Origin of the sequence: Enterobacter sp. YSU (genome assembly GCF_016082135.1) — a bacterium.
GTDB classification, from domain to species: domain Bacteria; phylum Pseudomonadota; class Gammaproteobacteria; order Enterobacterales; family Enterobacteriaceae; genus Enterobacter; species Enterobacter hormaechei_C.
In genome coordinates this window covers 3,918,036-3,931,559 of sequence record NZ_CP059487.1, presented here as the reverse complement: position 1 = coordinate 3,931,559, position 13,524 = coordinate 3,918,036, and the positions used below count along the sequence as shown (strand labels likewise).

At 54.2% G+C, this 13,524-nt stretch carries 14 protein-coding genes; 1 reads left to right on the top strand and 13 read right to left on the bottom strand.

Going from position 1 to position 13,524, the window contains the following annotated elements:
- Positions 1–6: 6 nt before the first annotated feature.
- From pgmB to pspA, 13 genes are all read right to left on the bottom strand, one after another.
- Positions 7–672, bottom strand: a complete 666-nt coding sequence (pgmB, locus tag H2Z33_RS18910; RefSeq protein WP_026080595.1) for a beta-phosphoglucomutase — start codon at positions 670–672, stop codon at positions 7–9.
- Positions 662–2,941: a glycoside hydrolase family 65 protein gene (locus H2Z33_RS18905; protein ID WP_063134645.1), complete on the bottom strand. Its 2,280-nt coding sequence runs from the start codon at positions 2,939–2,941 to the stop codon at positions 662–664. Before H2Z33_RS18905 ends, pgmB begins: the two co-directional genes overlap by 11 nt.
- Positions 2,935–3,993 (bottom strand): Gfo/Idh/MocA family protein, encoded by a 1,059-nt coding sequence (locus H2Z33_RS18900; RefSeq protein WP_101677597.1) that lies wholly within the window; start codon positions 3,991–3,993, stop codon positions 2,935–2,937. Before H2Z33_RS18900 ends, H2Z33_RS18905 begins: the two co-directional genes overlap by 7 nt.
- Before the next feature lie 11 nt (positions 3,994–4,004).
- Complete coding sequence (locus H2Z33_RS18895; protein ID WP_063134646.1) at positions 4,005–4,793, bottom strand: sugar phosphate isomerase/epimerase family protein; 789 nt, start codon at positions 4,791–4,793, stop codon at positions 4,005–4,007.
- 17 nt (positions 4,794–4,810) lie between these two features.
- A complete protein-coding gene (locus H2Z33_RS18890; RefSeq protein ID WP_063134647.1) occupies positions 4,811–5,863 on the bottom strand; it encodes a zinc-dependent alcohol dehydrogenase in 1,053 nt (350 codons plus the stop codon).
- Positions 5,864–5,891: 28 nt separating this feature from the next.
- Entirely contained in the window at positions 5,892–6,734 is an 843-nt protein-coding gene (locus tag H2Z33_RS18885) for a carbohydrate ABC transporter permease (RefSeq protein WP_015570402.1), read from the bottom strand.
- Positions 6,721–7,602 carry a carbohydrate ABC transporter permease gene (locus H2Z33_RS18880; protein WP_003856862.1) on the bottom strand — a complete coding sequence of 294 codons (882 nt, stop codon included), beginning with the start codon at positions 7,600–7,602 and terminating at the stop codon, positions 6,721–6,723. Before H2Z33_RS18880 ends, H2Z33_RS18885 begins: the two co-directional genes overlap by 14 nt.
- A gap of 21 nt (positions 7,603–7,623) precedes the next feature.
- A complete protein-coding gene (locus H2Z33_RS18875) occupies positions 7,624–8,916 on the bottom strand; it encodes an ABC transporter substrate-binding protein (protein WP_063134648.1) in 1,293 nt (430 codons plus the stop codon).
- 13 nt (positions 8,917–8,929) lie between these two features.
- Complete coding sequence (locus H2Z33_RS18870; RefSeq protein WP_062937816.1) at positions 8,930–10,627, bottom strand: sugar phosphorylase; 1,698 nt, start codon at positions 10,625–10,627, stop codon at positions 8,930–8,932.
- A gap of 195 nt (positions 10,628–10,822) precedes the next feature.
- Positions 10,823–11,047, bottom strand: coding sequence for a phage shock protein PspD (pspD, locus tag H2Z33_RS18865; protein ID WP_033486864.1), 225 nt, complete (start codon positions 11,045–11,047; stop codon positions 10,823–10,825).
- A gap of 12 nt (positions 11,048–11,059) precedes the next feature.
- Positions 11,060–11,419, bottom strand: coding sequence for an envelope stress response membrane protein PspC (gene pspC, locus H2Z33_RS18860; protein ID WP_006810819.1), 360 nt, complete (start codon positions 11,417–11,419; stop codon positions 11,060–11,062).
- Positions 11,419–11,643 carry an envelope stress response membrane protein PspB gene (pspB, locus tag H2Z33_RS18855; RefSeq protein ID WP_003856853.1) on the bottom strand — a complete coding sequence of 75 codons (225 nt, stop codon included), beginning with the start codon at positions 11,641–11,643 and terminating at the stop codon, positions 11,419–11,421. Before pspB ends, pspC begins: the two co-directional genes overlap by 1 nt.
- 49 nt (positions 11,644–11,692) lie before the next feature.
- Positions 11,693–12,361, bottom strand: coding sequence for a phage shock protein PspA (pspA, locus tag H2Z33_RS18850; RefSeq protein WP_033486862.1), 669 nt, complete (start codon positions 12,359–12,361; stop codon positions 11,693–11,695).
- 151 nt (positions 12,362–12,512) lie between these two features.
- Here pspA and pspF point away from each other — a divergent pair, with 151 nt between their 5' ends.
- Positions 12,513–13,505, top strand: coding sequence for a phage shock protein operon transcriptional activator (gene pspF / locus H2Z33_RS18845; RefSeq protein ID WP_163358567.1), 993 nt, complete (start codon positions 12,513–12,515; stop codon positions 13,503–13,505).
- Positions 13,506–13,524: the final 19 nt, after the last annotated feature.

The window sequence follows — 13,524 nt, the reverse complement described above, 5'->3', positions numbered from 1 at the left end:
TCCTTATCAATACGCCCGGGATGCCCAGAACGCCGTCAGGCGTTCCCAGGTCAGTTCCTGCGTTGAATGAAGTTGTAATCCCGCATGGTTCAGGCCAGGCCCAATCCCCACCGACAGCATTCCTGCGGCGTTAATCGCATCTACTCCTGCGGCGGCATCTTCGATACCAATGGCCTCTTCAGGACGCACGTTCAGTCCTTTACAGGCCGCAAGGAAGATTTCCGGGTCCGGCTTTGAGCGGCAAATGCGCGAAGCATCGGCGCAAAAATCGAAAGCCTGATGAATACCCAACGCGTGCAAAATCCCAGGAGCATTAAGCGATACGGATGCCAGTCCAATTTTGACCTTCGCGGCGCGAATATCCGCCAGCACGTCGCGAATACCCGGCAGCAGCGAATCCTGCGTCAGTGATGCCAGCGACTGGACGTAAAGCGCGTTTTTTTTCGTCGCCAGCGCCAGGCGCTGCTCGTCACTGAACATCCCCTCTTTCCCGCCATGTATCAGAATGCGCTGTAGGGAGTCCATACGGCTTATTCCCTTCAGCTGTTCGTTAAATACTTCGTCGAAGGTGATACCAATCTCCTCCGCCACGGCGCGCCAGGCCAGAAAGTGAAGATGCGCGGTATCGGTGATCACCCCGTCCAGATCGAATACAACAGCGTTAAGCGTCATGGCGCCCCTCCGTGGTAGCGGTCCCATTAACAGATGCAAGAAAGTCCTTACGCGCACAGACCTTTCGCCCTGATACGTGCAGCGCTTTACCCCACAGCGTCAACGTGACAGGTGCGGTAGTTTCAATGGTTAACTGGTCATCTTCACAGGTAACGTGCATTGTTGCGTTCCGCCACCGCAGCGGGAAGGCGAGTTTCTGCCAGTGAGCAGGCAGCTTCGGCGCAAGATGCAGCTCCCCTTCGCTAATGTGCAGGCCAGCAAATCCCTGAATGGCGCCCAACCAGATCGCACCGGTGGCGGCGGCATGAATACCATCATCACTGCTGTGCGGGTCGTCTCCCAGATCAATGGCGATACCATCGCGCCAGAAGGCATACGCCCCGTCAGTGTCACCGCAGCGTGCGAGCACAATGCCGTGAATGGCTTTACTCAGGGATGAATCATGGATCGTGCGTGGCTCGTAGAACGCCAGATTGGCGGCACATTGCTGCGGCGTAAACCGTTCCGGCAGCAGGTAGTTAAGCATCACCACGTCGGCCTGCTTCAGGATCTGCATCTCGTTCACTTCCGCGCGAGAGTAATCAAGCAGAATGGTTTGCTTACCCGCTTTGGCTTTATAGCGGCTCAGATCGATGGCAGGTTTTGCCATGAAGGTATCATCCTGCGGGATCACACCCTCTGCGTCGGCCTCTGGCAGCCACAGGCGCGCCAGAAACGTCCCGGCATTCTCCGTAAAACGCGCATCTTCACGCCCAAACATCGCCATAAACTGACGCGCGCAGGCAACGTTGTGCCAGGCCAGATAGTTGGTGTAGGCGTTGTTGTTGACATGCTCGGTGTATTCATCCGGTCCGATTACGTCATGGATCTCAAGACGACCATTAATTTCCGTCGCGCGTCCCATCCAGAACGAAGCGGTTTCCATCAGCAGCGTCAGGCCCTCATTGCGCATAAAGGCATCGTCGTGTGTTGCCTGCCAGTAAGCGACAACGGCCCAGGCAATATCTGCCACGATGTGATGTTCAGCGAGTGCGGAGGCGACCTTCTGGCGAACCCCGGTGCGGATGTTAATGGCCGCAAATTCTGGCGTCTCTTCCTGTCCGCTGGCGGCACTTTCCCACGGGAACAACGCGCCCGGCCAACCGTTACGGCGTGCTTTTTCACGCGCGCCCGAAAGATTCAACCAGCGATAGCGCAGCAGGCTGCGGGCAATCTGTGGACGGGTAAACAGATGGAACGGCAGCAGGAAAATTTCGGTATCCCAGAAGACGTGTCCCTTATACCCCTCACCCGTCAGCCCTTTAGCCGCAATACTGCTTCGCTCATCATGAGCAGGCGTCATTGTCGTCAGATGCCAGACGGCGTAATCCAGCGCCAGCTGATCCTGCTGTTCTGCACACGTCACTTCCACCCGAGCGTCACGCCATACCGCTTTCCAGGCGTACGCTGAGCTTTCAAGCAACGCATCGTAGCCTCTTGCGGCGCAGACTTTGAGATCGGCCAGCGCGTTGCGGGCGAAAGACTCCTGCGAGAGCGATTTATCGCAGCGATGCGTCAGCCAGACGATTTTTTCAAGCGTGACAGTGTCACCTTGCGAGATAGTCAGAGAATGATGAACGCTGAGGCAACGATTTTTGGCGGTGAAACAACTGTCGCTCTTAGCGGAGAGCTGACAAAACGCCGAAACAACAACTTCAGACGCCCGGTCCTGCGTTTCATACACACCCTGCATGTAGTGCTGGTCAAAGACCCTGACCGAGATTTCATCCAGGTGCTGCCTGCCGCTGTTCGTTTGTGTCGCATCTATGCCGGTTTTCAGCACGGCCTGAGCGGCGCCGTCAAGCGGTGTGATCGAGAGCTGCATTGCCACTAAGGGCAACTGGTCCAGCGAAACAAAACGACGGCTCTCGAGGCGATAGCGTTTTCCGTCCGGCGAACGCCAGACAACGTTACGATGCAGTTCGCCGTTAGCAAAGGCCAGCTCGCGTTGCCACTCAAGAATTTCGCCTGAAAGGAGCGTGAAATTGACGCCGTCCAGCTCAACTTCAATCCCGGTGACATCCGGCAGATTGATCAGCTCAGTGGTTTCATTGCGTCCCGCGCGATGATACAGCCCGGCGAGATACATGCCTCTGGTCTGCTGGGTGTAATCTTCTTCATGCGTGGCGCGAATGCCCATGTAGCCATTGCCGCAGGCCATAATGGACGCGTACTTATTCAGGCTATGCGGGCAAAAGCCCGGATCGGTTAATACAGACTGGTTCAGCATAACGTCACGCTTTCCCCTGTTTCCGCGGCTTCATATAACGCCGCGACTAATTGCTGGATCACCAGCCCCTGCTCCGCATCGGCAATCATGACCGGCTCGCCCAATACGTGGCGAACAAACGCGTCCATACTGCGTAGATGTCTCCGATCGTCAGCTTCTTCACGCTGGATCAGCGTCTGCAAAACACCGGCTTCGTCGTTATAAATGTGTGCCGGGAACAGCGTTGCACCCGCCTTCTCACCGCAGAAAGAGACGTTCATGATCGACTGCTCGCGGATATTAAGCGCAAAAGAGGTGTCCAGACGCAGAATGCCACCGTTGCAGAACTCAATCGTACCAAACAGGGCATCTTCCACGGTAAACTGCGCAGGATCCCATTCGCCAAACTGGCCGGTGTGTTTCCGGTTCCCCAGTCTCTGGAAGCTGTGCGCGGTTACCCGCTTAACGGCCGGGAAACCCAGCACGTACATCGCGGCATCCAGCATATGAATGCCGATATCGATCAGCGGCCCGCCGCCCTGAAGCGATTTATTGGTGAACACGCCCCACCCCGGCACACCGCAGCGACGCAGCGCCTGCGCGGAGGTGAAGTAAATTTCACCGAGCGTTCCGTTCATAACCGCATCGCGCAGGAGCTGGGTATCCAGGGCAAAGCGATGGTGAAAATCGTACGCGAGGACTTTTCCGGCCTTGCGCGCCGCGAGACGCATCTCATCCGCCTGGTGCGGCGTCATCGCCGGCGGCTTTTCACACATCACATGACAGCCTGCTTCGAGAGCCGCCATCACATGTTCAAAATGGAACCGGTTAGGCGAACAGACGCTCACCACATCCGGTTTTACTTCCTGCAACATCTCGTGAGCGTCCTGCCATGCCGATGGAATAGCATAACGTTCCGCGAACGCCTGTGCCTGCTCAAGGCGGCTGTCCATGACAGCCACCATTTGAACATCACTGCGCGTGGCGTAATACGAGGCATGCACTTTGTCTGCAACCTGCCCGGCGCCAATAATGGCGACGCGCAGAGGCAAAGGTGTAGAAGCACTCATCACGCTCGTCATCCTTAGCATTCACGCAAGTAAGTGAGAGAGTCCTTATAGGCCTGAGCCGGATCGTCGGCACGCACCCGGCACTCGTACACGACGTAACCCTGATAGTTATCGGCACGCAGCTGATCGAACAGGCTGGCGAAATCGAGGCTGCCGCTGCCCGGCTGATAGCGGTGGTTATCAGCAATGTGCACATGACCCAGCAGGTCGCGGTTGTGATGCAGCGCTTCCGTCAGGGAGTCTTCTTCAATATTCATGTGGTAGAAATCACCGATGATCTGCACGTGCTTCAGGCCGTTCTCTACGATATAACGACGCGCGTCGGCCAGGGTGTTGATCATATGATCCTGATAGCGGTTCAGCGGCTCCAGGTAGACGGTAGTACCGGTGCGCGCTGCCACCGCATCCAGCCAGCGCAGGGAAGCGCTGACCGCTTTGCGATCGCCGTCCAGGCTACGTGGCGAAGTCATTGGCGGCAGACGGAAGGTAAACATCCCCCAGGCAGCCGGAACGATAATCCCCTTTCCGCCCACTTCTGCCAGCGCTTCCAGAATGCGTTCAATCTGCTGTAGACCATTCAGGCGGCGTTCTTCGATGAAATCCCCGATCCAGCCATCGTATCCGCCACAGGCCGTCGTGACCGGCAGGCCGGTGGCTTTGATAGCCGCTTTTACTTCGTCAAGATTGTCCACCAGCAGTCGGCCATCGATTTCGTAGCCATCAAATCCCATCGCTTTGATGTATTCGAATTTTTCCATGATAGCGGTCGGGAAAAAGGCCTGGTTTTGTGTTGCGATTTTCATGATTTGCTGTCCTTAGCTTAAAAAGTGACGCCCATTTTGATACTGAGTTCCGGGTGCTGATCGACATACTTCATATAGCTTTCCGGGCTGGTGGTGAAGGTGACGACCGGGTCGATCAGATCTTCGCAATTGAGATAACCGTTCATCAGCAATTCCCAGCAGGTCTCTTCAATACGCTTGCGGCTCCAGCGCGGATAATCCGGGTTGGGTTCACTGCATGCGCGGGAGAAGACAATTTTGGCGTTGTTGAAGTGTGCTTCGCGACCAAGGTTGAAGCCCGTCGCGAACGGCTTGGCGAAGGCCACGTAGGAGATCGTTCCGCCGTAGGCGAGACCGCGCAGCGCAGATTGCAGCGCATCTGCAAATCCGCTGGTTTCGATGATCACATCCGCGCCCTGCTTGCCGGTCAGTTTCTTAATTTCCAGACCAACATCGGTACCGATTGGGTTCAGGCAGTGGTCTGCACCGTGACGACGGGCGATCTCACAGCGATGTTCGATAGGATCGACACCAATAACCACTGACGCGCCGGCTTTTTTCGCCAGCTGAATCGCAATCTGGCCAATCGCGCCCAGCCCCACAACCACGACGAAATCCCCTACGCGGACGTTAGCATCACGCACGCCGCTCATGGCGAACTGCGCCGGATCGTAACAAACGGCATTTTTCCAGGATGCGCCCTGCGGCATTTTGCGCAGCTTATAGTTGTTCACCGCGTTAACAATGACCGTTTCCTGCAACGGGCCGTAGCAGCAGACGCTGTCGCCGATCTGGTATTCCGTCACGTCCGCACCACATTCGATGATGTCGCCGACGATCATGTTCCCCAGCTGGAATTTACCAAATTCGATGCCGCGCGCTGCACCTTCTTCACGCGGGGTAAACATCTGCCACTCCGCGTTGAACTCTTCATCGATGAACGGGCTTGCCGCGCGAAAATCCACGACTTCAGTGCCGTGTTTTGGGGCGCCATAACGGGCACGAATCTTCACCTCGTGTGCTGCAACAGGACGATCTTCGTATTCCAGCAGCGCCGCTACACGAGGCGCTGTCGCAACTAATTTTTTCATGACTGACTCCTTGTTAAAATCGGCCGCCTCAGCCCTTCACGCCGCCGGCGGTCAAACCACTTTTAATGAAACGTTCAGACAGGGCATACATAATGACGACCGGAAGTGCCGTTACCAGCGATGCAGCCATCATGCGACCCCAGATGTAATCTGGCGTACTGAAGAGCGTGTTCAGCCCGACCGGCAACGTGAAGTTGCTGGCGCTGGACAGGAAAATGGAGGCGAACAGATAGTCATTCCACGCCACCATGAAGCAGTAGACAAAGACCGACACCAGACCCGAGATCGCCAGCGGCACGGTGATGCGAAAGATGATTTGCAGGCGGTTCAGGCCGTCCATCATCGCGGCTTCTTCGATTTCGTCCGGGATGGTGTCGAAATAGCTGCGCAGCATAAAGACCGCGGTAGGCAACGTCTGCGTCACCATGGTGATGATCAGCGCCAGTTCGGTGTCATAAATGCCGAGCGCGGTGATGATTTTGAACAGCGGCACCACCAGCAGGATCCCGGAGAACATATAGACGGTGTAGAAGCTCGCATTGATCGTCGTGCGCCCTTTAAAGCGCAGTTTGGATAACGCATACGCGCCCAGCGTGCCGAGAAACACCGCAATGACCGAGGAGGTCAGCGACACCACCATGCTGTTACGGAAGTAATCCACAAACGGGAAAATCAGCGGGTTAAAGATGTCGATGTAGTGCTGTAGCGTCCACTCCTGCGGCAGAATGGTCGGGTGCAGCGAGATCGCCTCTTTCGCGCTTTTGAACGACGTCATCAACATCACAAAAAACGGAAACAGCGTGATAATCAGAAATAGCGCCAGTCCCAGATAAAAACCGATACGGCCCAGAACGCGTTTATTTGTTGCCATTGAGGTTTACCCTTTTTCTGGTCAGCAGAATGACCGCGAAGATGATCACAAACAGCACAACGGAAATGGCGGCTGCTTTACCCAGGTCATTGAACGCAAAGGCGGTTTTGTAGAGATATACGCCAAGAATGTCGACCTTGGTGGTGAGCAGATACACATCCGCAAACATGTAGAACATCCAGATGGTTCGCAGCGTGACCACCGTGGCCAGCACCGGCATGATGGCGGGCAACGTCACGATACGAAAACGCTGCCAGGCATTTGCTCCGTCCATCTCTGCCGCTTCGTACAATGATTTATCAATGGTCTGTAAAATCGCGAGGAACGAGATAAAGGCATACGGGAAGTAACGCCAGATGGCGAACAGCACAACCAGGACAAAACTGCTGCCAGGATTATCGAACCACAGCGGCGCCTGATCGTAGAGATGCAGCAGATCCACGCCCAGATAGTTCACAATCCCGTAGCCGTTGTTGAACATGTATTTCCAGGCAAATACCAGTGAAATAGACGGCGTCACGTAGGACAGGATCACCAGTGAACGAGCCGTTTTCCGCATGCGGAATTCACGGTTAAAGAAGATCGCTACGGCCAGTCCCAGCCCGGTGCTGCCGAGCACGACCAGCGCCGTATACCAGAACGTCATCCACAGGGAGTGCCAGAACGCAGCATCGCCCAGAATGCGAATGTAGTTATCCAGGCCGACGAACACCGCATCAATACGCGGGTTCAGCGGTAAACGTAAAAAACTGATCTCAATGTTGGAAATCATTGGCCAGGCCACCAGGCCCCCCAGCAAAATCAGGCTGGGGGCCAACAGCAGCATGGCGAAAGGCATATCTGAACGACCAGAAAACAACGTCTTCATAATTCCCTTCGCAAAGCGCTCCTATCGTTGTGATATCAGGTCAGTCAGTTTCTTCTGGCTGTTGCTTAACGTCGCATTGAGATCTTTTTGTCCCACCGTCACGTTATGCACCATGGAACTGATAATGCCGGACCCGGTAACATCTCCCATGCGGGTAAAGTTTTTGTCGCCTACGGCGCCAAATACCTGGACGTTCGGGAACTGCGCAATCAGCTCGTAAGGCAGCTGACCAAAGGCTTTGATCATGTCGTTGTTTTTCCAGCTCTCAGTGCCCACCACGAGTTTGTTCACCGGCAGCGCCGCGCCAGGGGACATCATCACCCAGTCAGACGCGTTTTGAGCCTGCTCCATCCAGGTCACAAATTTTTCTGCCGCCTGCGTTTCCTCTTCGGTCTGGCCGGTCGTGATCGTCAACGAGGTGATCATGCCGTACACGGCTGATGATTTTTCCGTCGGGACCACGAACCCCAGGTTGGCCGGATTGCCATCTTTGTAGACCGCGGGCAGGATATAGGTGGAGTAAACGGCCATAGGCGCAGAGCCGTTCATGAAGGCGTCTTTGATCTCCATGACATCATTGGAGCCCGGCATGGTGTTCGCGGCCAGTGCCCGATAAAACGCCAGCGCTTTCGACATTTCAGGGGTATCGATTTTCACGTTGCCGTTTGCATCAAAGACGTTGGCTCCGCCGGACAAAGCAAACTGCGAGAAGGCCTGCTCCGTCATGACGCTTTCTGCGGTTGGAAGCGCGATACCGTAATGTTTTTTCGCCGGATCGTTGAGCGCCTGACTGGCTTTCAGCAGTCGCTCCCAGTTGTGCGGTTCTTCGATTCCCGCTGCCGCGAGCGCATCTTTGTGATACCAGACGCCGGACAGCCAGGCGCTAACCGGCACCCCCGTCCATGCCTTGCCGTCTTCGGTGCGAACAACGCGTAAAATGCCGTCGTAAAAGGTATCTTCACCGACGGCGTTAATCGCGTTGCCGATCGCGTCACGGTCCAGCAGTTGCTCTTTATCCATGACTTTGGCGTAGTCATGGCTGACTTCAATCACTTCCGGCAGCGCGCCGGTACGGGCCAACGTAATGACCTTGGTGTTATAGGCATCTTCCTCAACGGGGACCTGTTTCACCGTAATAGTCGGGTTTTCTTTCTCGAATTTTTCGATCAGTTTCGTAATAACTGCCTGACGCTCCTGTTCTACCGACGAGTGCATAAACTCAATGGTGACCTGAGATGCTTTATCGTCCTTACAGCCTGATAACAGGGCGCACGAAACCAGTGCTGATAACAGCACAATTTTGGGCATTTTCATTTTAGGGTCCTTTTTAGTTTTCTTTAATCCACATTACCTGCCATGGATTGAGGGTCAGTTCCGTACCGCTAATATCTTGTCCTGAGAGTAATTCCCTACCAAAGAGCGTTTGTCCATAAACGGTCTGCATTTTATTGCTAAAATTAAATAATGCTGTCATTCGCTCGCCATTTTCAGCAACACGAACAATTTTAAGAATATGTTCACCGATTGCGTCAAAAATAGCCTGACTATCCGGATGGAACGCACGCTCGCCGCGACGAATAGCAATAAGCTCACTCAAACGAGAATAAATCTGATAACGTATACTCTTATTATTATTAAGCTCCCGATCAACCTGACCTGCGGTGTATTTCTTCCTGTTTATCGCGCGATTATATCCGAGACGTTCGACACCTTCATAATCGTTACGCGAACCAAGAATGCTTTGAATATATACAGCCGGTACGCCAGGAAAACTTAACAACACAGCATGCGCCAGGATGAACCGCGCAATGCGCTCATCATCTGAGCTGTCTCGCAAACTCAACGCATCAAGATAGGTGACATTAATTTCATAGGGGCTTCGCGTTCCGTCAGGATTATTTTTCCAGTTGACCAGCGCGCCTTCCTGCTGAAGCTTTTCGACCAGCGAGAGGATCTCTGATTCCGGAAGGATGCCGCGTAACGGGTTCAATCCGATACCATCATGTGAAGCCAGGAAATTAAACCAGGTGGTGTAAGTTGAAGGCAGCGCCAGCGAGCCCGCCCACCGGCACAGGGCTTTAACATCCTGACGATGAACGGCGTGCAGCACCAGCGGTGGTAAGGAAAACTGATAGACCATCTGGGCTTCATTTTCACCATCACCGAAGTAAGAGATATTGTCTTTGTGGGGAACATTTGTCTCAGTGATGATCACCGTTCCAGGCGCCACGGCGTCCGTAATGGTGCGGAACAGCTGGATAAGGCAATGGGTTTGTTCCAGATGAATACAGGTGGTTCCCGGGATCTTCCACATAAACCCGACCGCATCCAGACGGATATAACGCGCCCCTTCCATAAGGTAATGGAGCAGAACGTCAACCATGGCAATCAGCACCTGCGGCGAGGCGAAATTGAGATCGATCTGGTCATCGCTGAATGTGGTCCACAGATGACGAACGCTGCCATCATTAAGCGTAAACGGCGTCAGCAGCGGTAATGCGCGGGGACGCGTCACCGCCGATAAATCGGTTTCGGGGTCGACAGAAATAAAGAAATCTTCGTAGCCCGGCTTCTGCGCCAGATAATTAGCAAACCATTCGCTTTTCGCTGACATATGGTTGCAAACGAAGTCAAACATTAAGCTGGCAGACTGTTTTAATTCCGCGACATCTCGCCAGGTTCCGGTTTCAGGTGCAACTTCGTGATAATCAATAACGGAAAATCCATCATCCGACGACCACGGATAAAACGGTAACAGATGGACATGAGAAAACGTGCGAGAAAGCCATTCATTATAGAACCGGGTAAATACCGGCAACGCTTTCTCCCCTTTCGCGGAGAACTGATCGGCATAGGTAATCAGCACAACGTCTTTTTCATCCCAGCCTGACTTACGCTTTTCCGTAATATTAACCGCCGCCTTTTCAAGCTTGGTTAATAACACGTTAAGGTGTGCATCTGAAAATGATTCACCGTAAATATGATTGATAAGTTTTTTAATTTTTGCGTTCACATTATTTTCCATGGTAGCGGTCCCACGGATTGGCAATCTACTCCCATGAAAAATATCTGTCAACGGACCCGGGGGCAGAAAGCAGCAATCTCAGCGCAGCGCAACGCATTATTGTGAGCTGCCGCAAAGAAAGCAGAAAAGGAGAAGAAACGCAGAAGGGAAAGTCATGCCCCTTCTCTGGGCGAGAAAGGGCTTATGCGGGAGGAACTAGCGTGACAGGTAGCGCCGGGAAACGCGTTTTGCCAACTTCTGTAACAGCGGCTCCAGAGCGACCGCCAGCAACATTCTGACCGGCTTGCGGGCAACAGACTTGATCGCCCAACCCGCCACACCGGCCGGGCCATAACGTAACGCCGTCATCAGAACCAGTTTACCTGCGATTTTCAGGCCGGGTTTTACCTTTTGACCGGCCTGTTGCCAGTTTTGTTTCATGTAAGTTCTCTCTTAAAGCTGACGAAAACGACTTCTCAGCGTAAAGGTATCGGAGGTGACATAACGTTCCATCTCGCGCAATCGCTTCTCCCCTGCGCTCAGCTGTTCATCCACCGCGTTCAGGAGATCGCTGCTGGTTGGCGTGTTCTCCGCATCCAGCTCACCTTCCGGCATAGGATCGAGTACAAACGACAGAATGATGTATGCCACAAGCGTAATAAAGGCCAGGCCGAAGAAAATCGACAATACGGTGACCACACGCACCAGTTTTACCGGAACATCCAGATAGTGCGCCAGCCCGGCGCAAACGCCCCGAACCATGCCCTGCTGTGGGATCCGCCACAGTTTTTTATTCAGATTCAGTCCAGCCATTACCGTTCCCTCCAGTTCGGGTGTTCCGCGTCCAGGATCGCTTCCAGCGCCTGAATACGTTCGCGCATTTTATTTGCCTCGGCAGAGAGCTGCGCCAGCCGCTGTTGTTCACTCTGCGACAGCTCACCGCGTGAAGAGCGGTTGCTGTAGTGCAGCCATAACCAGATGGGCAGAACAAACAGCACGAAAATGGTCAGGGGTATAGCCAGAAAAAGCGCGCTCATGTGTACTCCTTGTCTTACGATGCGGCACGCTCAGGTGCCGCAGGAATTATTATTGGTTGTCTTGTTTCATTTTGGCTTTCAGCGCAGCCAGTTGCTCGCTAATTTCATCATCGGCTTTCAGGTCAGCAAACTGCTGATCGAGGGTTTTCTGCTTACCGATGCTGTGGCTCTCGGCTTCCGCTTCCATGTGGTCGATACGACGTTCAAACGATTCGAAACGGGCCATCGCTTCATCCAGCTTGCCGCTGTCCAGCTGGCGACGCACGTCGCGGGACGAGCTTGCAGCCTGGTGGCGCAGCGCCAGCGCCTGTTGACGTGCACGGGTTTCGCTGAGTTTGTTTTCAAGCTCACCAATCTCTTTCTTCATACGCCCCAGAGTATCATCCACCAGCGTCACTTCGTGTTCCAGCGTGGCAACCATGTCGGTCAGCTTCTGCTTCTCAATCAGCGCAGCGCGAGCCAGATCTTCTTTATCTTTACGCAGCGCCAGTTCCGCTTTTTCCTGCCATTCGTTAAGCTGGGCAGTTGCCTGCTCGATACGACGCGTTAACTGCTTTTTCTCTGCCAGCGCGCGGGCGGAGGTGGAGCGTACTTCAACCAGCGTGTCTTCCATCTCCTGAATCATCAGGCGCACCAACTTCTGCGGATCTTCCGCTTTCTCCAGCAGCGAGTTGATGTTGGCGTTCACGATGTCGGCAAAACGAGAAAAAATACCCATAATTCAATCCTCATAGTTCTGTTATCGGGCGATGCCCTGCTGAGTAGTTAATACAAATCCCATGCCAACTTTTTATCTTATTGATTTTACTGAGTGTGATTGATATTTATCCAGCCAGCGGCTATTCTCACCTGGTGAATATCACTAAGGAGTGGTTAATTTCATCATGGCTGAATATAAAGATAATTTGCTTGGCGAGGCCAACAGCTTCCTGGAAGTGCTTGAACAGGTATCGCGCCTCGCGCCGCTGAATAAACCGGTGCTGATTATCGGTGAGCGCGGAACGGGTAAAGAACTTATCGCTAACCGCCTGCACTTTCTGTCTGGCCGCTGGGACGGCCCTTTTATTTCGCTTAACTGCGCGGCGCTGAATGAAAACCTGCTCGACACCGAGCTGTTTGGTCATGAAGCTGGCGCCTTCACCGGCGCACAAAAACGCCATCCCGGACGCTTTGAGCGCGCCGATGGCGGAACGCTCTTTCTCGACGAGCTGGCGACCGCGCCGATGCTGGTGCAGGAAAAGCTGCTGCGCGTCATTGAGTACGGTGAACTGGAACGCGTTGGCGGCAGTCAGCCGCTCCAGGTCAACGTTCGCCTGGTGTGCGCCACCAACGCCGACCTGCCCGCGATGGTGGCTGAGGACAAATTCCGCGCTGACCTGCTGGACAGGCTGGCTTTCGATGTTGTACAGCTGCCGCCGCTGCGGGAGCGGCGCAGCGATATCATGCTGCTGGCCGATCAGTTTGCCATTCAGATGTGCCGGGAACTGGGTCTGCCTCTCTTTCCGGGCTTCAGTGAACGGGCCACCGGGACCCTGCTCGGTTACCACTGGCCGGGCAATATTCGTGAACTGAAAAACGTGGTGGAACGGTCCGTTTACCGGCATGGCAGCAGCGAGACCGAACTGGACAACATTATTCTCGATCCGTTTCGGCGCGAGGATAAACAGCTCCCTGCTCCGGCGACGCGCCAGCAGGCTCCGGCGTTGCCGCTCGATTTACGCCAGTTCCAGCATCAGCAGGAGCAACAGCTGCTTGAGCAGAGCCTGAAAGAGGCGAAATATAATCAGAAACGGGCGGCTGAACTGCTGGGCCTGACCTACCATCAGTTAAGGGCATTGCTCAAAAAACATCAAATGCGCTGACATTATCAGCACTTACCCC